The sequence below is a fragment of the Rhodocyclus tenuis genome, assembly GCF_014197755.1.
In the GTDB taxonomy this organism is placed as follows: domain Bacteria; phylum Pseudomonadota; class Gammaproteobacteria; order Burkholderiales; family Rhodocyclaceae; genus Rhodocyclus; species Rhodocyclus tenuis.
In genome coordinates this window covers 495,930-516,838 of sequence record NZ_JACIGE010000001.1, presented here as the reverse complement: position 1 = coordinate 516,838, position 20,909 = coordinate 495,930, and the positions used below count along the sequence as shown (strand labels likewise).

Below are 20,909 nucleotides of genomic sequence, written 5' to 3'. Positions count from 1 at the left end.
AGGACCTTACTTCCTACTGCCGACTTCCCACTCACCAGACTACAGATGCGCGCTGCGGCCGCCGTCAACGTTGATCACCTGGCCGGTGACGTAGGGTGCGTCGGCGAGCAGGAAGCGCACGGCGCGGGCGATGTCGTCGGGGCTGCCTTCGCGCTTGAGCAGCGTGTGGTCGACGATGTGCTGGCGCTCGTCGCCGGGGAAGGCGCCGTCGTCGGGCCACAGGATCGGTCCGGGTGCGACGGCGTTGACCCGAACCGCGGGCGCCAGTTCGATCGCCAGCGCGCGCGTCAGGCCAAGCAGGCCGGCCTTGGCGATGCAGTAGAGCGGATAGCCGGCCAGCGGCCTTTCGGCGTGGATGTCGGTAATGTTGACCACTGCGCCACGCGCGGCGATGAGCTGCGCTGCGGCGGCCTGCGTCAGGAACAGCGGTGCTTTCAGGTTGCTGCCGACAAGGTCGTTCCACGCCGTTTCGTCGATGCTGCCGAGCGGCGTCGCGAAGAAACTGGAGGCGTTGTTGACCAGCGCGTCGAGACGGCCGAAGTGGCTGACGGCGGCGTCGATCAGTTGCGGCAGGCCGCCGATGTCGAGCAGATCGGCCTGCACGCAGGCGGCGGAATCCGGGCGTAACGCATTGAGCTCGCTCGCCAGAGCATCTGCCGCACTGGCCGCGCTGCGGTAATGGATGATGACGCGTGCGCCGGCAGCGTGCAGCTCGCGCACGATGGCGCTGCCTACGCGTTTTGCCGCGCCCGTCACCAGCACCACTTCGCCGTTCACACTGCCTCCTGTTGCGCCAAGGAGCTAAATTTTAACGGAATTCCGGCGCCATCGCCGGGAAATGCCGGCGCCCGCCGTAGCTTGCCCGGTGTCCTTCCCGTTGCCCTGCTGCATGTGCGTTACGCTGACTGTCGGCCCGGCTGCCGTCGGTAATAATTGATAGCGCATCTTGGCGCTAAACTGCGCGCTGTCGCTCGTCAGCGGTGCCGGTCAACGTCTTGCCCGCCGACGCGTTGTCGCTGCGCTGCCTTCCGTTTATCCGCCGAGGATCCCGCATGAACCCTGATGCCGAGCCGCTCGATGCCGAAGTCCTGATGGAGTTTTCCGAGCGTATTGCTGCCTTGCCGCCGGCTGAAGCCGGGTGGGTTGGCCGTCTGTTCGACGAATGCCTGCGCGCGCGCCTGCACGAAGCCGAGTTGCTTGCCGCCACCGCCGATGAAAGCGACGAGGAGCAGGGCCTGCCGGCGGAGCACGGGGCTTTGTCCGAGGATCTGGCGCAGGTGGCGCTCGATACGGCGGAATGGCTGAAAACCTTGTGGCAGGTTGGCTATATGGGCGCCGGCAGCTTCCCTTCGGCGCCGCGCTCGGCGTTTCCGACGGTCGAACTCGAAGACGTGCTGATGTCTTCGCTCTTTGCGCGCATCCGGCAGGGCAAAAGGCCGCTGCCCTTCCCGCCGCCGACGCGCAACGGTTCGCCCTGGCACGAACTGCTTGAAGGCGAGAGTGAAGCCTACGTGGTCGATGCCGAAATCGTCGCCGACGCAGACGGCAAGGCGCTGGTCGCGACGATCGATGCCTGCAGCGACTGGCGCGTCGTCGAGGAGTTGCAGCCGGGCAGCGCGTATCTGTTGCAGCATCAGGGCAAGGGGCCGCTGTTCCGGTTGCATCTGGCTGCCGGCGGGGCGACGCTGCGCCGCGAGCCGCCGCGCTGGAGTCGCGTCATCGCGCTCGTCGAACGCGGCGGCTTTCGCAGTTTCGTTCTGCACTGGGGGCCGGACGATGGCCGCGAACAGACGATTCCGCTGCGCGCCGCGACCTGGGAGCGCGCCGAGTCGGCAGCCGAATACTGGATCGCCGCCCGCCATCCGGAGATGTACGGGCAGATCCGTTTCGAACGCCGCGAGTAGGCGTTCGCCACTTCCGGAGTGCTGCGAGTCAGGTCGTCAGGCCTGACGCCGGGAGAGCACCCGCTCGGCTAAAGTGGCGGGCGGCAAGGCTGCGGAGAAGAGAAAGCCCTGCGCACGCGGGCAGGCGATGGCGTGATCGTCAGGGTTGCTGCCAATGCCGTCGGCAAAGCTGCGCTCGATCCTGATTTCGTTGCGCCGGAAACGCGTCAGCCAGGCGAGCGACGAATAGCCGATAGCCGGCGCCGCCGATTGCGTCGTCCGCCGCCTGACCGCATGATCACGCTCTCTCCGTTTTGCAGAATCAGCGACCATGCCGACCGATCGCCCATTGCGCAGCCTTGCCAACGAACAAGCCAGCGATGCCCTGCGGGCGCAGCAACTGCGCGCGCTGATCGACGCCGAAATCGACGCCGGCGGCGGCTGGCTGAGTTTCTGCCGCTATATGGAACTGGCGCTTTACGCGCCGGGGCTTGGCTATTACGCCGCTGACGATCGCCAGTTCGGAGCCGGCGGCGACTTCGTCACCGCGCCCGAACTCGGCGGCGGTTTTGCCGCGGCGCTCGCCGTGCAGGTCGCGCAGTTGCAGGCGCTGAGTGCACCGCAACTGATCGAGGCCGGTGCCGGCTCGGGCCGGCTGGCTGCCGACCTGCTGGTCGAACTCGAAGCCCTTGGCGCGCTGCCCGAGCGCTACGCCATCCTCGACCTGTCCGGCAGTCTGCGCCAGCGGCAGCAGGCGACGATTGCGGCGCGCGTGCCGCATCTGCTCGAACGTGTGCTCTGGCTCGACCGCCTGCCCGAGCGCTTCGACGGCGTCGTCATCGGCAACGAGGTACTCGATGCCATGCCGGTGCATCTGCTGGCGTGGCGTGACGCGGGCGTGTTTGAACGCGGCGTCGTGCGTGAGCGCGCCGCCGATGCCTGGACGCTGGGCTGGGCGGAGCGGCCCGCTGCCCCGCCGCTGCGCCAGCGGGCGCTGGCGATCGCCGCCGACAGCGGTCTGACGCCGCCCTACATCTCCGAAATCGCGCTCGCCGCACCGGCGTGGCTTGCCACCTGGGCGGGAATCATCGGTCGCGGCGCCTTGCTCCTGCTCGACTACGGCTTCCCGCAGCACGAGTACTACCACCCGCAGCGCGCCACCGGCACCTTGATGTGCCATCGTCGCCATCTGGCCAGCGACACGCCGCTGCTTGATCCGGGCAGCCAGGACATCACCGCGCACGTCGATTTCAGTGCGCTGGCCGAAGCCGGCTGTGGCGCCGGCCTGTCGCTGCTCGGCTATGCGACGCAGGCGGCTTTCCTGTTCAATTGCGGATTGACCGAGATTCTGGCGCGTGCGCAGACCAGCAACCCGGCAGGCTGGCCGGCGCTGGCCAGCGCCGCGCAGAAACTGCTGTCGCCGGCCGAAATGGGCGAACTGTTCAAGGTGATCGCTTTCGGCCGCGGCATCGACGCGCGCCTGCTCGGCTTCGTGCGCAACGAGCGCAGCGCTACGCTCTGACGCTGCGCCCGCCGCTGTCACGGTAGCGCAACATCGGCGTGTTTCAATGCCACCCTTTCGTCGCTGCCGTGCCCATGTCTCTTCTTCCTGCCTGCGCCTGCGGGCTGTTGTCCGCGCTGTGCTGTCTTGCCGTCGCCTCCGTACCCGCACTGGCTGCGCCCCCAGCGCGCGCAGTCGCCTCGTCCGCCAATCCTGCCCCACGTGACATCGTCAGCGACCTCGGTGCCGCCGGCCGGCTGCGCATGCAGGCGCAGCGCGTGGCCAAGCTCTACCTGCAGAACGGGCTGGCGATCAACGCCACACGTTCGCGCCAGCAGCTGGCGGCTGCGCTGCGCCAGGGCGATACCGACATTGACGAATTGACGCGGCGCCTGCGCGAGCCGCGGGCGCAGAAAGCGCTGCTGCGGGTTGGCGAACACTGGCGCGAACTGAAAGTCGCGCTGGCGCAGTCATGGAGTGTCGACGCGGTACAGCGCGTCAACGCGCTCGCGGAAAGCCAGTCGATTGCCGCTGGCCGGCTGTCCTTGCTGATCGAGGAGAACGCCACCACGCCGAGCGCGCGCCTGCTCGATCTGGCGCTGCGCCAGAGCATGCTGGCGCAGCGTCTGGCGCGACTTTATCTACTGGCACAGGCGGGCGACAATTCGCGCGGTCGTCTCGTCGACATCGAGCAGACGCGGCGCGAATTCGTCACTTCACTGGCAGAGTTGGCCAGCGCCCCGGAGAACACCGCAGCGACGCGCGAAGCGCTGGCGCTGATGCAGGTGCAATGGCTCTTTCTCGATCAGGCAGTTGTCGATCTGTTGCGTGGTGGGCGTGGCAACCCGCAGCACGTGGCAACCACCAGCGAACGCCTGAGCGAAGTGCTCGACGCGGTGGCGGCAAGCCTTTCCGATTCGCTGCAGCCGAACTCTGCACTGCCACTGTCGGCCGCGTCGCTTTCCCGCGTTTAGCCGGCAGCGGTGTTCAGTGAACCTGGGTGACAGCACGGCGATGCCGGCTGCCGACTGGATCGCCGGCAGCGCTTCTGCCTATTCCTGGCTGGCGTAGACGCGTGCGAGAAAGCCGTCGACATCGAATCCGGGGGGAGCGCTTGCCGCCTCGGCTTTGCCTGTCTCCGCCGCGATCGTAGCGACGCTGAGCAAATGCACTTCCGGCCGCGGCACCTCGGTCCAGCCGGCGCTGAGAATTTCCTCGCTGTAGCTCGGGCCGAGCGCGGCGCGAAATTCGACGTCGGTATCCTGCGTACAGTTGCCGTTCATGTCCATGATGATCGCCACGGGAATCCCCTTTCTGCCTTCTGGTAAACGCTGGCCAGCCTTCGCTGCGCCGAAAATCGTATAACGGGCGGGCGCAGAAAAGCTTGAAGCTTTTGCCGGGTCGCTGCTCCTGATCCGGAAGACACGCGCGGATCCCGACCGGCCATGGCCTTTCCTTGCCCTTTTTCTTGCCTTGCCTCCGCTTTGCGCCATAATGAGGCAGACGCACAAGGAGTCATTCATGGACATCAGCAGTATCGCAAGCGTTCCCTCTTCGATCGCACAGGCAAAAACCGGCGACGCCATCGCTGTGACCGTGCTGCGCAAGTCCCTTGATCTGCAGGCACAGGCCGCGATGCAGCTGATCGCCGCGCTACCACAAGCGACGACGAACAATCCGCCCAACCTCGGCCAGGGCGTCAATACCTTCGCCTGATTCCCGAGGCTGGCAGCTGTCGATAAAACGGGGCCGCGAGGCCCCGTTGCCATTCCCCGTTTCCATTCAGGCTGCGGTCGTGGTGTCTGGTGTGCTCGCACACGTGCCGGCGCCGTTCGCCAGCGCCCGGCGTATTGCGTCGGTGCGCGCCGCATGCAGCCGTTCGGGAATCCTGGCCGCTTCGGCGACGCCGCGCACGACGGCTGCGGCGTCGACACCGCGCACGGCGTCGAGCGCGCGCAACAGCAGCTCGCGCTGGCTGTAGGCCGCATCTTCATGGCCGCCACGGCCACGATGGTCGCAGACGCAGACATCGAGCAGCGTCGCGAAACGCTGCGGCCGGCGCAGCGCGTCGGTGTGTTCGAGCAGCGTGGCGATCGTCGCCGGGCGCAGTTCGCCGGCGAGGTGGATCTGGCCGTGAAAGCGCGTTGCCAGCAGCGCAAGTTCGCGGCATTCGGCCGGCACTTTCAGGCGCGCGCATAGCGCTGCGGTCGGCGCGATGCCGCGCGCCTCGTGACCGTGGTGGCGCGGGAGGACGTCGGCCGGCGTCAGTGCCTTGCCGAGATCGTGCAGCAGCGCGGCAAGGCGGCCGGCGAGCGGCAGGCGATGACGCGCCGCCTGGTCGACGACGAGCAGCGCGTGTTCGCCGGTGTCGATTTCGGGGTGGAAATCAGCGCGTTGCGGCACGCCGAACAGTGCGTCGAGTTCGGGCAGCAGGCGCGCCAGCGCGCCGCAGTCGCGCAGCACGCGGAAAAAACGCGACGGTTTCTCTTCCATCAGCCCGCGCGCCAGCTCCTGCCAGACGCGTTCGGCGACAAGATGGTCGACCTCACCGGCGGCGGTCATCTGGCGCATCAGTTGCGCCGTTTCCGGCGCGACCGCGAACTCGTTCGGTGGCAGCGAGAAACGTGCGGCGAAACGGGCGATGCGCAGAATGCGTACCGGGTCCTCGACGAAGGCCGGGCCGACATGGCGCAGCTGCCGCGCCTTGATGTCGGCAATGCCGCCGAAGGGGTCGATCAGCGTGCCGTCGGCAGCGCGGGCGATGGCATTGATGGTCAGGTCACGGCGCGCCAGGTCTTCTTCGAGCGTTACTTCCGGCGCGGCGTGCACGGTGAAGCCGGTGTAGCCGGAGCCGCTCTTGCGCTCGGTGCGCGCCAGCGCGTACTCCTCGTGCGTCTGCGGGTGCAGGAATACCGGGAAATCGCGGCCGACCGGACGGAAGCCTTGTGCCAGCAAGATTTCCGGCGTGGCGCCGACGACCACGTGGTCGCGGTCCTTGACCGGCAGTCCGAGCAGTTCGTCGCGCACGGCGCCGCCGACGGTGTATATCTGCATCGTATCCGGGCTCGCCAATGTGGTCGCGGGAGAAATGACGGACAGTCGCAGCCAGCGCTCAGCGTCCCGCGCGCAGGCGGAAGTCGTCGAAACGTTTTTTCGCTGCGTGCGTCGTCAGATAGCCCGGTGCGACTGCTTCAAGAGCGGCGGGCGCCCAGCCGGGGTAGTCGTGCGCGCCATCGCTGACATTGTCGACCTGCATCGAGCGCAGGTTGTCCGGCGTCATCGGCGGGTTGGGCAGCAGCTTGAGCACGTTCGCCTGCAGTTGCGCGAGCCCATCCGACAACTCGAAAATCGGTCGCGGGTGGCCGCTCAGTGCGCCGGTGTACTCGACCAGCTGACGCAGCGTGTACACCTGCGGACCGGCGAGATCGTAACGCTGGCCGAAGGTCTCCGGGCGGTCGAGGCAGTCGGCGAAAGCCCAGGCGACATCGCCGGCAAACACCGGTTGGAAGCGTGCCCGCGCGCCAGCCAGCGGGAAGAATGGCGCGCTACGCAGCAGCTTGGCGAACAGCGTGAGGAAAGCGTCGCCGGCACCGAAGATGACCGAGGGGCGAAACACGGTGACATCGAGCCGGTCCTGCGCGGCAAGGACCGCGGCTTCGCCGGCGGCTTTCGAGCGCAGGTATTCGGACGGTGCGTCGGGCGCCGTTCCCAGCGCACTCATGTGCACCAGCCGGCGCACATCGCTGGCGAGCATCGCGTCGACGATCTTTTGCGGCAGTTCGGCGTGCGCACGCGCAAAACCGCTGCCGTAGGGCTGGCGCGAATCGCGGTCGTGCAGGATGCCGACCAGATTGATCACCGCGTCCTGCCCCTGCAGCAGCCGGCGCAGTGTTGCCGGGTCATGCACGTCGGCGACGACCGTCTCCACCGTCGGCAACAGCGTCAGGTGCCGCGCGCTCTCGTGCCGGCGCGTCGGGATGCGCACGCGCAGCCCGAGTTCGACCAGACGGTTGGCGAGCCAGCCGCCAACGAAACCGCTGCCGCCAATCAGGAGAATGTTGTTACAGGCCATGTCGAACTTTCCGGAACGGGGTGTCGTTATGCTGAAAGCGCTTGCGACGAGGCAGTCTTGCCATTGCCGGCATGCGGCCTTGTCGGACCGGTGCCGCCGGCAGTGGTTCAGTCGCTGAGCTGCGGCAGGATTCTACCGCCGCCGGCCGGAGATCAGGGCAGCTCGGTGGCGCCGCTGTCGTTGCTGCCGCGGGCGGCGACGGTGCCCAGCCGCGCTTTCAAGGACTGCGGCCGGCCCTCGAACAGTGCCGAGTAGTAGACCGAGTTGCTCATCACCTTCTTGACGTAGTCGCGCGTTTCGCTGAACGGGATCGTCTCGGCGTAGATCGCGCCTTCGAGCGGCCATTCGGCGCGCCACTTGCGCGCCCGTCCGGGGCCGGCGTTGTAGGCGGCCGAGGCGAGCAGCGGCTGCTTGTCGAGCCCTTCGAGGACCATGCGCATGTAGCTGGTGCCGAGCAGCACGTTGGTGTCGGCGTCGTTCACGCGGCTGTGCTGGTAGTCCTTGAGACCGATCTTCTTCGCCACCCAGCGCGCCGTCGCCGGCATCAGCTGCATCAGGCCGGAGGCGCCGACGGTCGAACGCGCGTCACTGACGAAGCGGCTTTCCTGACGCATCAGGCCGTAAACCCAGGCGTCGTCGAGCGACTGCTCGCGTGCCGCCGGGCGCACGCGCTCGTCGAAAGGCGCCAGATAGCGCAGCGTGAAGTCGTGTTCGTTCTTCGTCTTGTCGGCAGCGGCGATGGCGCGGTCGAAAATCTCGGCGCGGCGGGCAAGCTCGGCCGCCGCGAGCAGTTCGCGGTCGCTCATGCCACGCAGCGCGAAGTTCCACTCGCGCACCGCCTCGAAACGCAGGTTCAGGCGAAACAGCGCCAGTGCGCGCTGGACGCCGCGGTTGGCAGCGATCTGGTTGAGTTCTTCACGCGATGCCGCGCGCGCCCGTGGCGGTGGCGAGGTCGGACGGTTGAGTTCGTCGTCGGCGAGATTGCCGTAGAAATTCGGCTGGCCGGCGATGCGCGCAAACAGCGTGTTGGCTTCCTCGATACGTCCGCCGGCGCGGTAGGCGCGACCGAGCCAGTAGGTCCAGTCGGGCAGTGTCGCCAGCGCTGGCGGCATCTTTTCGATGGTCGCACGCAAGCTCGCCCAGTCCTGCGCGCGCAGCGCGGCACGCGCTTTCCACTGGATTGCCTCGTCGCCGAGCGGCGCGTCGCCGGCGCGACGGTAGAAGTCGAGCGCCTCGGGCAGGTGCCTCTGCGCCGCCTGCCAGCCGACGACGCCCCACGCCCAGCCGCGCTCGCTTGGTTGCAGACGCGCTTCCAGGCGCATCAGCTGCTCGGCGGCGGCTTTCGGGTCGTTGCGTGCGCTGCGCTGGATGGCCAGTGCGGCAAGCTCACGCAGCATGCGGTTGCCGGCGAAATCGGCGGGCAGCCGCGCCAGCCAGGGCATCGGCTTGTCGATCACGGCGTCGGCAGTGGCCGCATCCGGCGTCTGCGCTGCCGGCAGGTAGTTCATGCAGGTGCGCGCTGCCGTCGTCTTGTTGGCTTCGAACTGGCGGCGAATGCGTGCCCAGGCGTCGTCGGCAAAAACCCGCCGGTCGATGATCAGCGATTCGATTACCGGGACGCAGGGTTCGGGCGGCTCGAGCAGCGTCAGCCAGAGCGCCGCCGCCTCGCTGCTGGCCGAGGCATCGTCGCGGATTCGCCGCGCCTGCAGCGAATAGCATTGCAGTTCCTGATCGGGCTGGACGAGTTTGGCGTACTCGCCGTCGAACTCGCTCCATTGCTGGCGCGAGCCGGCGAGCTTCAGCCAGTCGCTGCGCAGGCGGTCGCCGATATAACTGCGTTCGTGGCGGGTGAGGAAGGCTTGCACGCTTGCCGCATCGGCGTCCTTCAGGCGCTGCGTGAGCAGCCAGTAGTCGACGTAGGCCTCAAGCGCGTGCCCTTTCAGATCCGGAGCCAGGCGCTCGAGTTTGGCGCGGTCGCCGAGGCGGAATGCGTCGCGCGCGGCGAGAAAACGGTCGTCGCCGATCTCTGCCAGTACCGGCGGAGCAGCGAGCAGCGTCAGCAGCAGCGCGAGCGGCCCGGAAAAGCGGCGAAGGGGGCGAAAAAGCTTCATGGTAAGCTGCAAAACAGGCATGCGGAGTGAGGATTCCCGGGGAATGGAGGCAGGCTTGCGCGCTCGTGGCTGCGGCGTTGGCGGACAGTCCGGCGATCGGCACTGGACGCTATCGGCACTGCGCTGCTGCCGGCGCCAGCGCGCCGCGCACGGTGAAAAATCTGCCAAGGGTCACAAAGAGCATAGCACAGGGGGTCAGCCATGAAGTCTGACGAGGGCGCGCCCGCCGTGCCGGCGGCAGGTCTTGGTGTGGTCTGGCAGGCGCAGTCGGCGTCAGCCGCGGCTGCGCCTGCGCACGCTCCGGGCGTGCCGCTTGCCGAGTTGCGTCGGGGCTTGCGCCGCTCCCTGATCGAACGGCGCGAGGCGCTTGCCGCGGATGTTTGCGCTGTCGCTTCGGCGCTGGTCGTTGCCGCGTTACGCACGCATTTTCCGCAGCTTTCGGGGCTGCGCGTCGGTTTCTGCTGGCCGATGCGCAATGAGATCGACCTGCGCCCCTTGCTGCTCGACTGGCTACGTGCCGCCCGTCCGGGCTTTCAGGCGCTGCTGCCGGTGGTTGTCGGCGCTGCGCAGCCGCTCGCTTTCCGCGCCTGGATTCCCGGCGGCACGGGCGCGGCGGAGACGCCGCTCGCGCTTGATCGGCACGGTATTCCCTACCCGGCCAGCGGCGACTTCGTTGTGCCCGAGGCCTTGCTGGTTCCGGTCAACGCCGTCGACGCCGCCGGATATCGTCTGGGCTATGGTGGCGGCTACTTCGACCGCACGCTGGCGGCAATCTCGCCGCGCCCGCTGGCGATCGGCATCGGCTTCGATTTTTCGCGCGTGGCGACGGTGTGGCCGCAGGCGCACGACGAGCCGCTCGATGCGCTGGTCAGCGACGCGGCTGTCTTCCGTTTCAAGCGCCACGCAGACTAGCTAGCTGCCCGGCAGTTGACCGGGTTCGGCATGGCGGCGCAGGAAGTCGCCGATTTCGGCGGCCGGCAGCGGGCGCGCGAACCAGTAGCCTTGCGCTTCGTCGCAGTGGAAGAGGCGCAGACGGTCGGCGAGCGCCTGCGTTTCGACGCCTTCGGCGATCGTCTTCAGCTGCATGCTGTGCGCCATTTCGATGATGGCGTGAACGATCGCCGCGTCGTCCGGATCGCTGAGCAGGTCGCGGACGAAGGACTGGTCGATCTTCAGCTTGTCGACGTCAAAGCGTTTCAGGTAAGCAAGGCTCGAATAGCCGGTGCCGAAGTCGTCGATGGCCAGCCGGATACCGATCGCTTTCAGGCGGCGCAGCGTTTCCAGCGTTGTTTCGGCATCCTGCAGCAGCAGCGACTCGGTCAGCTCAAGCTCGAGCCAGCGCGCGTCAAGGTCGGCGAGAACCAGCGCGCCGATCACGGCGTCGACCAGTTCGTCGCCGCGGAATTGCCGTGCCGACAGATTGACCGCGACGATGCAGGGATGGCCGGCGTCGAGCCAGGCCCGCGCCTGCCGGCAGGCTTCGCGCAGCACCCAGTTGCCGATCGGTACGATCAGTCCCGAGTCCTCGGCGATCGGGATGAAGTCGGCGGGCTGCATCATTTCGCCATCGGCATTGCGCCAGCGGATCAGCGCTTCGACGCCGACGATGCGCCGGTCGACCAGACTCTGCTGCGGCTGGTAGTGCAGGACGAACTCGTCGCGCTCGATCGCCTGACGCAGCCGCGACTCCAGTTCCAGGCGTTCGATGGCCTGCGCGTTCATCTCCTCGGCGAAGAAGCGGTAGGTGTTCCGGCCCGCCTGTTTGGCGTGATACATCGCCGTGTCCGCCTGCTGCATCAGCGTGTCGAAGTCCTGCGCGTCATCGGGGAAGAGCGCAATGCCGATCGAGAATGAGGCAATCAGCCGGTGGCCTTCGACGGGAAGCGTTTCGCTGGTCCGTTCATGAATCTTCTCGGCGACGCGCGCGACAGCGTCGGCATCGCGGACATCATTGACGACGATGACGAATTCGTCGCCGCCCAGACGCGCCAGTGTGTCCGATTCGCGCAGGCAGCTTCTCAGGCGCTGGACGCTGGCGATGAGCAGAGCGTCGCCGACCGGATGACCGAGCGAGTCGTTGATCGTCTTGAAGTGGTCGAGATCGAGGAAGAGCAGCGCGAACCGGCTGTGCAGGCGGCCGGCCAGCGCGCGCGCCTGGTCGACGCGGTCACGCAGCAGTATCCGGTTGGGCAGGCGCGTCAGCGGGTCGTGATGCGCGAGAAATTCGACGCGCTGCTGCGCGAGCTTGCGCTCGGTGATGTCGCTGAAGGTGGTCAGGGCGGTGGGCGTCTCGCCACCGTCCAGCGGCACGGCGTTGACCAGCAGCCAGCGCAGATTGCCGTCCGGTTGGGCAATGCCGCAAACCACGCCACGCACTTCGCGCCGCTCACCCAGCGCAATCTGCACCGGCAGATCTGCCGTCGGCAACAGGCTGCCGTCTTCCCGCAGCGGCTGCCAGTCGCCCTTGAGCACGTTGCGCTCGCGCAGTTCGCTTGCCGTCAGTCCGAGAATGCCTTCAGCAGCAGCATTGGCAAAGATGATGGCGCCGCTGGCATCGTGCAGCGTCAGTCCCTCGGCCATTGCACCGACGACGCTGCGAAACCGTGCTTCGCTCTCGTGCAGCCGGTCGATCATCGCCTTCATGTCGCTGATGTCTTCCTTGATCGCGACAAAATGGGTGATGGCGCCGCCCTCGTCGCAGATCGGCGCGATCTGCGCGCGCTCCTGGAAAATGCTGCCATCGCGCCGTCGGTTGATGAACTCGCCACGCCAGGTCTGGCCGGCGAGGATGGTTTTCCACATCTCGCGATAGACGGCGTCCGGCGTTTTGCCCGACTTGAGCAGTCGCGGGTTGGTACCGATCGCCTCGTCGCGCGCATAGCCGGTGGTTTCGGTAAAGCGCTTGTTCACGTACTCGATGTCACCGTGCAGATCGGTGATGACGATCGTCGCCGGGTTCTGCTCGACCGCCAGTGACAGGCGCCGGGCCCAGGATTCGGCACTGCGCCGCTCGCTGACATCGCGGAAGATGGCGATCACCGACGAGACTTCGCTGGTGCTTGCCGGAGCGGGCGGGCTCTCGCCGGCCGTTCCGGCCACGCCGGGGGCCTTGCTTTCCGGGACCAGCGTCCCTTCGAAGAAGCGCTGGCCAGCCGGGCCGGGAAAATCAAACTCGATCGCTTGCGCCTGGCCGCTGGCGAAGACGCGCGTCAGGGCATCGCGCCAGAGGGTGAGCAAGGCCGCATCCAGTCCGGGGTGCAGGCGGAAGCCCGCGTCGCCGATCCGCCGTCCGAGCAGATTGCCTCTGGCAATGCCCAGGCTGTTTTCGAACGTGGTGTTAACAAACAGCAAACGCCAGTCGCGGTCGAAACGCAGGATGATTTCAGGCAGGTTCTCGACCAGCGTTTCGTAAGCGTGTTGTCGTTCCGCAAGGTCGGTCGTGCGTACTTCGATCAGCGCTTCGGCGACGGCCCGGCGTGTCAGCGACTGATAGAGGAGCAGCAGCAGGAGAGTGCCGAGCACTGCGCCAGTGAGAACGATCTCGCCAACGCCGTCGGCCGGGTTGGCTTCGATCCAGAACGAGGCCGGGTGGATGCGCAGCAAGAATTGCAGGCCGGCGAAATCGATCCGTTCCTCAAACTCCAGCCTTGCATCGGTGGTCGGCGGAGGGCCGCTAGCCTGGCGGGAAGTCCAGTGCGCAATCGGCTGCACGCCGCTGCCCGCGTCGGCCAGCAGATCGAGATCGAAGCCGCTGATCGGCGCGCCGGCGTTGGCGGCGGCGAACAGGGCTTCCGCGTCGACGGCGAGCACGACCAGGCCGGGGCGACGTGCGTCCGCTGCCGGTATCGGCGCCATGATCAGCAGACGCGCAGACGTTGCCGGAAGTGCCGGCAGGATGCTCGCGACGGCGCTGTCGCTGGCGAATGCGCGCCGTGCCGCCGAGGCCAGCGCCGGATTGGTGCTGAGCTCCTTGCCAAGGGTGGCGGCGAGTGTTGCCGGACCGTGCACCAGCCGCGGACGGAACTGATCGTCGACGGTCGCCCAGAACTGCCCGATCGTACCGGGCGAACTGCCGACTGCCGCGCTCAGGCGGGCGAAGCTCGCGCCATCGATGGCTTCCGACGCACACAGACGGCGGAGTACATCGACTTCATGCAGCAGGGAGAGAATGCGGAATTCGACGAATTCAGCGCGTTCATTGGCAACGGCAACGAAGCGCTGGCCTTGCAGCTCACGCCCGGACTGCACGCGCTGCACTGCCAGCATCAGCGTCAGCATGACCGTGACCAGCAGCACGACCGAGAGGATCAGCCAGATGCTGTGCTTGGCGGAACGAGGGGCATTAAGCATGGGGCTCCCGGCAGAGTGCGACAAACCTCGCCGCGACTAAGCTACTCCTCGCCGGCAGCAGCGACAACGGGGCAGACCGCTTATTGCCGCAGCGGTTCAGCGAACGACGAAAGTCGGCTTGTAGCCGAGCGCCTGACGGATGCGTTCGGCGGTCTTTTCGGCATCGGCGCGGCTGGTGTAAGGCCCCAGATGAACGCGGTTGACGCCGCCGCCGGCGACGACGCGTAGCGGTTCGCTGAGCCAGTCGAGTTCGCGCGCCAGATGGCCGCGCAGGCTTTCGGCGTTGTCGGCGCTGGCGAAGGCACCCAGCTGCAGGAAGACGCCGCGCTCGCTGCCGCCTGTGGGCGGCGCTGGCGGCGCGTCGCGTTCGCTGGCGGCGAGCTGACGCGCAAAGGCCTCAATCGCATCGGGTGCGCCGCCCGCAGTGTTGCCCGTCGCGCTGCCGTTGCGCGCCGGCGGCTTTGCCGCTGCGGCGGCGATCAGCAGCGGCGTCTTCGGTGGCGGGAGGCCACCCTCGCCGGGGACGATCGCCCCGACTTCGACCGGTCCGCTGCCGCCGTCGATGATGCCGAGCTTCCATGCGGCGGCGTAGGAGAGATCGATGACGCGGCCGGCGTGGAAGGGCCCGCGGTCGATGACGCGGACGACCACCGAACGGCCGTTGCGCGTGCTGGTGACGCGCACGTAGGACGGGATCGCCAGCGTCGGGTGCGCCGCCGTCATCGAGAACATGTCGTAGGGTTCGCCGATCGAGGTGCGCTGGCCGTGGAACTTGCGTCCGTACCAGCTGGCGATGCCCTGCTCGCGCAGCGGCTGCACGCTGGTATTCGGCACATAGCTGCGGCCGAGCGCGACGTAAGGCTTGTTGGCGAAGCGGTGCAGCGGCTCGAGACGCGGTTCGGCGTCGGGGATCTCGTCGAGGTTGTCGGGGATCTCGTCGGCCGGGCCGTCGTCCTTGTAATAGCCGCCGCCGCGTTTGGTCGGCACCCATTTGCGCGCCGCCTTGGCGCTGCTGGCGGGGGTGTCGACTGCCGGAGTGTCGCTGCGCTCGGGCAGGCGCGCAGGCGTAGCGCAGGCGGCGACGAGAAGCGGCAGCAGCCAGCACAGGGTGCGTTTGCCGGCTGCGGGCAGCCATCCGCGCTGTGCCGCCGCGCTGCCGACAGAACCTTGCCGACTGTTCACTTCCTGATCTCCCCTACTTCTTCACCAGCATGCGGTGCGTCTGGATGCTCATCAGGATGCCCAGCGCCAGACAGAGCATGACCACGGCGGTGCCGCCATAGCTGATGAAGGGCAGCGGCACGCCGACCACCGGCAGGATGCCGCTGACCATGCCCATGTTTACGAAGATGTAGGTGAAGAAGCTGAGCGTGATCGAGCCGGCCATGGCGCGCGAGAACAGCGTCGGTGCGTTGGCGGCGATCATCATGCCGCGCGCCACCAGCATGGTGTAGAGGAAGAGCAGGAAGGCGTTGCCGAGCAGCCCCCATTCTTCGGAAAAGACGGCGAAGATGAAGTCGGTGTGCCGCTCGGGGATGAACTCCAGGTGCGTCTGCGTTCCTTCCAGCCAGCCCTTGCCGACAACGCCGCCCGAACCGATGGCGATGGTCGACTGGATGATGTGATAGCCGGCACCGAGCGGATCGGTCGACGGGTCGAACAGCGTCAGGATGCGTCGCCGCTGATAGTCGTGCAGATGCGACCAGAGCAGCGGCGCCGCGGCGGCGGCGGCGGCGACGGCGCCGAGCATCACCTTCCACGGCAGCCCGGCAAAGAAGATGACGTAAAAACCGGCAGCGCCGACGAGGATCGCCGTGCCGAGGTCGGGCTGTTTGGCGATCAGCGCGAACGGCACCAGCATGAGCAGCGCGGCGCCGGCGAAATGGCGCGCGCGCAGCGTTGCTTCGTGCTTGTGCAGGTACCAGGCAAGCATCAGCGGCACGGCGATCTTCAGTATCTCGGACGGCTGGATGCGGACGACACCGAGTGACAGCCAGCGCTGTGCGCCATTGACGCGTACCCCGAGGAGAAATACGAGCAGCAGCAGGACAACGCCGAGCACGTAGAGCGGCACGGCGAAGCGCATCAGTTTCTGCGGCGGTACCTGCGCCACGCCCCACATCAGGGCAAGGCCGCAGAGCATGTTGATGAGTTGGGCGAAAGCCCGGTTGTTGGCGTCGTAGGTGGCGCTGTAGACCGTCGCCAGACCGCACAGCATCAATGCGCAGACGATCAGGAACAGCGGCATGTCGATGTGCTCGAGCAGGCGTGCGCGCAGGCGGAAAAAGACGGCGGGCATGCGGATCGGATCGTGCATGGCCTACTCCTCCTCCGGTGGTGGCGCTTCCACCGCCGTCGCGTCTTCCGGGGCAGCGCCTTTCGGCGTCTTACCGAGCAGGTAGTAGTCGAGCACCAGACGGGCGATCGGTGCCGCCGACTGCGCGCCGAAACCGCCGTTCTCGACCAGCACGGCGAGCGCGATGGTCGGCTTGTCGGCCGGCGCGAAGGCGATGTACAGGGCGTGATCGCGCAGGCGCTCCTTGATCTTGCCGCCTTCGTACTTCTCGCCCTTCAGGCTGAACACCTGCGCTGTACCGGTCTTGCCGCCGGAAACGTACTCGGCGCCGGCAAAGGCACGTGCGCCGGTACCTTCCCTGGTGACGCCGACCATGGCGCGCTTGATCGTCTCGATGTGCTGTGCCTTCAGCGGAATGGTGCGCACCGGTTCCGGCTCGATCAGCGTCTTCTGCCCGTGGCTGTCGGTGATGTAGCGCACCAGATGCGGCCGGAACATGACGCCATTATTGGCCAGCGTTGCCGTCGCCTGCGCCAGCTGCAGCGGCGTGTAGGCGTTGTAGCCCTGGCCGATGCCGATCGAGACCGTGTCGCCGGCAAACCACTTCTGTTGTTCGGGGCGCTTGAAGCGCTGCTTCTTCCACTCGGGCGACGGCAGCACGCCGATCGACTCGCCCTCGATGTCGATGCCGGTGCGGGCGCCGAAGCCGAGCTGCGCCATGAAACGGGCGATCGAGTCGATACCCATGTCGTTGGCGAGCATGTAGTAATAGGTGTCGCAGGACTCGACGATCGACTTGTACATGTCGACGACGCCGTGGCCGCCCTTCTTGTCGTCGCGGAACAGGTGGCCGCCGAAGTTGAAGTAACCCGGATCGACAATGCTCTGGCTGGCCGTGCGCTTGCCCGACTCCAGCGCCGCCAGCGCGAGGAAGGGCTTGAAGGTCGATCCCGGCGGGTAGGCGCCGTTCAGCGCGCGGTTGACCATCGGTTTGTCGGGCGAGTTGTTGAGTTGCTCCCAGTCGTCGGTGCGGATGCCGTCGACGAACAGGTTCGGGTCGTAGGTCGGCATCGACACCAGCGCCAGAATGCCGCCGCTGGCCGGGTCGATCGCCACCAGCGCACCGCGGCGCTCGCCGAAAGCCTTTTCGGCGATTTCCTGCAGCCGGCTGTCCAGCGTCAGCGTCAGGTCGCTGCCCTGGATCGGTGAAGTGCGCGCCAGGCTGCGCACGGCGCGGCCGCCGGCGTCGACTTCCACCTGCTCGTAGCCGGTGGTGCCGTGCAGATAGAACTCGTATTTCTGCTCGAGGCCGGTCTTGCCGATGTGGTCGGCGCCCTTGTAGTTCGACGCCTGCTCGCTGGCTTCGATGGTTTCGAGGTCGCGTTTGTTGATGCGGCCGATGTAGCCGAGCGCGTGCGAGGCAATCGGCCCGAGCGGATACTGGCGGAACAGGCGCGCCTGCACCTCGACGCCGGGAAAACGGTAGCGGTTGGCGGCAAAGCGGGCCACCTCTTCGTCGCTGAGCTTGGTGCGGATCGGCAGGCTCTCGAAGGTCTTGCTCTCCTCGAGCAGCTTGCGGAAACGGCGCCGGTCCTTGGGCTGGATGTCGATGATCTTGCTCAGCGCATCGATCGTCGCGTCGAGATCGCCGGCCTTGGACGGCGTGATCTCCAGCGTGTAAGCCGAATAGTTACGCGCCAGCACGACGCCGTTGCGGTCGACGATGACGCCGCGGTTCGGCGTGACCGGCGCCAGCGAAATGCGGTTGTCCTCGGCGCGGGTGCTGAAGTAGTCGTGCTGGATCAGCTGCAGGTGGACAAAGCGGGCGAGCAGGACGCCGAAGGCAAGCAGCACGGCGGCCAGCGAAACGGCCAGCCGGAAGCGGAAGCGATCGTGTTCGCTGTCGGTCGAACGCAGCAGGGGTCGGCGCAGCCGCATGTGGACCTAGATCGGCCGGTTGGCATCGCGCTCGACCGGCTGGTACTGCGGCAGCAGCAACGCGTAGGTCAGCGGCAGCCAGAGCACGGCACCGACGAATGGCCCGATCAGGTAATCGAGCCCGGGAAAAGCGGCGCCCGACGCCATGCGCACGCCGAACTGGATGATTTGCACCAGCAGCAGCAGCGGCAGCACGTGCAGCGCCTGCTGCGCGAGCGGGAACCAGAGGATGCGCTTCGACAGCGACGAGGCAATGTAGGTGGCGAGGACGTAGGCGAGCGCGTGCTGGCCGAGCAGGCTGGCGTCGGCGACATCCATCAGCAGCCCGAGCGCGAAGCCCCAGCCCATGCCGACACGCCGGCTCTCACGCACGCTCCAGAAGATCAGGGTCAGCGCTGCCCAGTCGGGAATGCCCGGCCATTCGGAGGTCGGCAGTAAATTGAGCATCAGCGCCGCCAACAGGCTGAGGACGACGAACCATGGCCGGACCGGCTGCAGAATGCGAGAGGAGGTAAATGTCGGTTGCATCACGCTTATTCCTGACGGGGCCGTTGCTTCTTGACGCGCGTCTGGCGGTCGGTGGCGCGCGGTTCCGGCTTGGCCGTTTCGTCAAGCTCCGCGGGCAGCGGTTTCGCCGCGCGTGGTGCCAGCAGCATCACCTCGCCGAAGTTCTCGACGCCAGCCGAGGGGACGCAGGTGATGCGTGCGAAGGAATAGGCACTGTCGCGCTCGATGCGCTCGATCCTGGCTACCGGGAAGCCGGCCAGGAAGACGCCGTCGATGCCCGAAGTCACCAGCTCGTCACCTTCCTGCACGTCGGCGTTGGCGGGCATGAAGCGCAGCTCAAGACGCCCGTCGCCAAGGCCGAAGACGACCGAGCGCAGTCCGTTGCGCACGATCTGTACCGGTACCGCCTGATCCTTGTCGGTGATCAGCGTCACTTCGGAGACGAAGGGGAAAACGCGCGTCACCTGACCGACAATGCCTGCGTCGTCGAGCACCGGCTGTCCGGCGACAACTTCATCCTGCTGCCCCTTGTTGATGATGATGCGATGCGAGAACGGATCGCGTGCAGTGCGCAGCACTTCGGCAGCACGGGCGCTGACACCCTGACGCTCGCCGACGCCGAGCAGTCGGCGCAGGCGGGCGTTCTCGACTTCGAGTTGCTGCGTACGCAGCAGTTGAGCCGACTGCTCGAGACGCTCGCGGCGCAGGCGCTCGTTCTCGTCCTGCGTTTTTGCCGTGCTCTGCAGCTGTTCACCAACGCCGGCCAGCGCGCGCACGGGTTGCTGCGCGATTTCCTGCAGGGGATGAGTCACGGCGGCGATGGCCTGGCGTACCACTTCCAGCGTGCGTAGCCGCGCGTCGACGACCAGCAGGGCGATCGAGGTCGCGACATAAATGGTCAGCAGGGCCAGCGGTGCCGGTCCGCGCTTGAAAAAGGGGGGCGGCTGATGATCCATCGGCGCTTCGGCAACTCCGGATCAGTGAGTGGGGCGGTAAAGGACCGAGTACAACAGCCCCGGGTGGCGCGCTGAACGGCTTGCCGGCGGGTGCTGGCGGGCGTATTGCACAGCGGATATCCGGGCGGTCTTCTGCCTGGCCGGGGTTTCCGCCGGAGACGACCCGTCCGGGCACCCCGGCAGGGCTGGCTTCACGCGCAGTGCCTCACTCGGAAGCGAAGATGCTGCCGAGCTTGTCCATCTTTTCCAGCGCCAGACCACAGCCGCGTGCGACGCAGGTAAGCGGGTCGTCGGCAACGATCACCGGCAGCCCGGTTTCTTCCATCAGCAGACGGTCAAGGTCGCGCAGCAGTGCGCCGCCGCCGGTCAGCACCATGCCCTTGTCGGCGATATCGGCGCCGAGCTCGGGCGGCGTCTTTTCCAGCGCCGATTTCACGGCCGAGACGATCTGGTTGAGCGGTTCGGTCAGCGCTTCGAGGATTTCGTTCGACGAAATCGTGAACTTGCGCGGGATGCCCTCGGCCTTGTTGATGCCGGAAACTTCCATCTCGCGCACTTCGGCGCCGGGGAAGGCCGAGCCGATCGTCTTCTTGATGTTCTCGGCGGTGTTCTCGCCGATCAGCATGCCGTAGTTGCGGCTGATGTAATTGATGATCGCTTCGTCGAGCTTGTCGCCACCGACGCGCACCGAACCCGCGTACACCATGCCGCCGAGCGAGATGACGCCGACCTCGGTGGTGCCGCCGCCGATATCGACGACCATCGAGCCGGTCGCGTCGGCGACCGGCAGGCCGGCACCGATCGCCGCGGCCATCGGCTCCTCGATCAGGAATACCTGGCTGGCGCCAGCGCCGATCGCCGATTCGCGGATGGCGCGGCGCTCGACCTGCGTCGAACCCGAGGGCACGCAGATGATGATGCGCGGACTCGGCGAGAACAGCCGCGAGTCGTGCACCTTCTTGATGAACTGCTTCAACATCTGCTCGGTGACGGTGAAGTCGGCGATGACGCCGTCCTTCATCGGGCGGATCACGGTGATTGCGCCGGGGGCCTTGCCGAGCATTTCCTTGGCTTCCTTGCCGACTGCCTGGATCGTCTTCTTGGCGTTCGGGCCGCCTTCGAGGCGGATGGCGACGACCGACGGCTCGTCAAGGACGATTCCCTTGGAGCGTACATAGATCAGCGTGTTGGCGGTGCCGAGGTCGATCGCGAGGTCGTTGGAAAAGTAGCTGCGAAGAAAACTGAACATGCGGGGGAATCCTGTGTGTCCGCCAAGGCTGGGGCGGGAAGGGACT

General features: G+C 66.9%; 18 protein-coding genes. 5 read left to right on the top strand and 13 right to left on the bottom strand.

Going from position 1 to position 20,909, the window contains the following annotated elements:
• Positions 1-39: 39 nt before the first annotated feature.
• Entirely contained in the window at positions 40-777 is a 738-nt protein-coding gene (locus GGD90_RS02395) for a pteridine reductase (RefSeq protein WP_153114896.1), read from the bottom strand.
• A 275-nt stretch (positions 778-1,052) separates the two neighbouring features.
• On the opposite strand from GGD90_RS02395, the gene GGD90_RS02390 reads away from it, so the two are divergent.
• Positions 1,053-1,904, top strand: coding sequence for a hypothetical protein (locus GGD90_RS02390; protein WP_153114897.1), 852 nt, complete (start codon positions 1,053-1,055; stop codon positions 1,902-1,904).
• Between the two features lie 36 nt (positions 1,905-1,940).
• Here the strand turns inward: GGD90_RS02390 and GGD90_RS02385 are convergent, their stop codons facing one another.
• Entirely contained in the window at positions 1,941-2,216 is a 276-nt protein-coding gene (locus GGD90_RS02385) for a hypothetical protein (protein WP_153114898.1), read from the bottom strand.
• Between GGD90_RS02385 and GGD90_RS02380 the strand changes: the two genes are divergently transcribed.
• Positions 2,215-3,405, top strand: a complete 1,191-nt coding sequence (locus GGD90_RS02380; protein ID WP_153114899.1) for a class I SAM-dependent methyltransferase — start codon at positions 2,215-2,217, stop codon at positions 3,403-3,405. The genes GGD90_RS02385 and GGD90_RS02380 overlap by 2 nt on opposite strands.
• 74 nt (positions 3,406-3,479) lie before the next feature.
• Positions 3,480-4,358, top strand: a complete 879-nt coding sequence (locus GGD90_RS02375; protein WP_153114900.1) for a type IV pili methyl-accepting chemotaxis transducer N-terminal domain-containing protein — start codon at positions 3,480-3,482, stop codon at positions 4,356-4,358.
• A gap of 78 nt (positions 4,359-4,436) precedes the next feature.
• Here the strand turns inward: GGD90_RS02375 and GGD90_RS02370 are convergent, their stop codons facing one another.
• The gene (locus GGD90_RS02370; RefSeq protein ID WP_153114901.1) at positions 4,437-4,907 is read right to left on the bottom strand and encodes a hypothetical protein; all 471 of its coding nucleotides are present in this window, start codon (positions 4,905-4,907) and stop codon (positions 4,437-4,439) included.
• Here GGD90_RS02370 and GGD90_RS02365 point away from each other — a divergent pair.
• Positions 4,906-5,100 (top strand): YjfB family protein, encoded by a 195-nt coding sequence (locus GGD90_RS02365; protein WP_153114902.1) that lies wholly within the window; start codon positions 4,906-4,908, stop codon positions 5,098-5,100. The genes GGD90_RS02370 and GGD90_RS02365 overlap by 2 nt on opposite strands.
• Before the next feature lie 66 nt (positions 5,101-5,166).
• Here GGD90_RS02365 and GGD90_RS02360 read toward each other — a convergent pair whose 3' ends face one another.
• The 3 genes from GGD90_RS02360 to GGD90_RS02350 all read right to left on the bottom strand — a co-directional run bounded on the left by GGD90_RS02360 (position 5,167) and on the right by GGD90_RS02350 (position 9,567).
• A complete protein-coding gene (locus GGD90_RS02360; RefSeq protein ID WP_153114903.1) occupies positions 5,167-6,438 on the bottom strand; it encodes a multifunctional CCA addition/repair protein in 1,272 nt (423 codons plus the stop codon).
• 58 nt (positions 6,439-6,496) lie between these two features.
• Positions 6,497-7,456 carry a complex I NDUFA9 subunit family protein gene (locus tag GGD90_RS02355; RefSeq protein WP_153114904.1) on the bottom strand — a complete coding sequence of 320 codons (960 nt, stop codon included), beginning with the start codon at positions 7,454-7,456 and terminating at the stop codon, positions 6,497-6,499.
• Between the two features lie 152 nt (positions 7,457-7,608).
• Positions 7,609-9,567 (bottom strand): lytic transglycosylase domain-containing protein, encoded by a 1,959-nt coding sequence (locus GGD90_RS02350; RefSeq protein ID WP_153114905.1) that lies wholly within the window; start codon positions 9,565-9,567, stop codon positions 7,609-7,611.
• A gap of 201 nt (positions 9,568-9,768) precedes the next feature.
• Here GGD90_RS02350 and GGD90_RS02345 point away from each other — a divergent pair, with 201 nt between their 5' ends.
• A complete protein-coding gene (locus GGD90_RS02345; RefSeq protein ID WP_153114906.1) occupies positions 9,769-10,479 on the top strand; it encodes a 5-formyltetrahydrofolate cyclo-ligase in 711 nt (236 codons plus the stop codon).
• Here GGD90_RS02345 and GGD90_RS02340 read toward each other — a convergent pair whose 3' ends face one another.
• From GGD90_RS02340 to GGD90_RS02310, 7 genes are all read right to left on the bottom strand, one after another.
• Positions 10,480-13,917, bottom strand: coding sequence for an EAL domain-containing protein (locus GGD90_RS02340; RefSeq protein ID WP_153114907.1), 3,438 nt, complete (start codon positions 13,915-13,917; stop codon positions 10,480-10,482).
• 96 nt (positions 13,918-14,013) lie between these two features.
• Positions 14,014-15,099, bottom strand: coding sequence for a septal ring lytic transglycosylase RlpA family protein (locus tag GGD90_RS02335; RefSeq protein ID WP_228273603.1), 1,086 nt, complete (start codon positions 15,097-15,099; stop codon positions 14,014-14,016).
• A gap of 13 nt (positions 15,100-15,112) precedes the next feature.
• Positions 15,113-16,234 (bottom strand): rod shape-determining protein RodA, encoded by a 1,122-nt coding sequence (gene rodA, locus GGD90_RS02330; protein WP_407690623.1) that lies wholly within the window; start codon positions 16,232-16,234, stop codon positions 15,113-15,115.
• Between the two features lie 3 nt (positions 16,235-16,237).
• On the bottom strand, positions 16,238-18,151 hold the full coding sequence (gene mrdA / locus GGD90_RS02325; RefSeq protein WP_153114908.1) for a penicillin-binding protein 2: 1,914 nt from the start codon (positions 18,149-18,151) through the stop codon (positions 16,238-16,240).
• A gap of 6 nt (positions 18,152-18,157) precedes the next feature.
• The gene (gene mreD / locus GGD90_RS02320; protein WP_153114909.1) at positions 18,158-18,679 is read right to left on the bottom strand and encodes a rod shape-determining protein MreD; all 522 of its coding nucleotides are present in this window, start codon (positions 18,677-18,679) and stop codon (positions 18,158-18,160) included.
• Between the two features lie 5 nt (positions 18,680-18,684).
• Positions 18,685-19,614 carry a rod shape-determining protein MreC gene (gene mreC, locus GGD90_RS02315; protein ID WP_153114910.1) on the bottom strand — a complete coding sequence of 310 codons (930 nt, stop codon included), beginning with the start codon at positions 19,612-19,614 and terminating at the stop codon, positions 18,685-18,687.
• Between the two features lie 205 nt (positions 19,615-19,819).
• On the bottom strand, positions 19,820-20,863 hold the full coding sequence (locus tag GGD90_RS02310; protein ID WP_153114911.1) for a rod shape-determining protein: 1,044 nt from the start codon (positions 20,861-20,863) through the stop codon (positions 19,820-19,822).
• Positions 20,864-20,909: the final 46 nt, after the last annotated feature.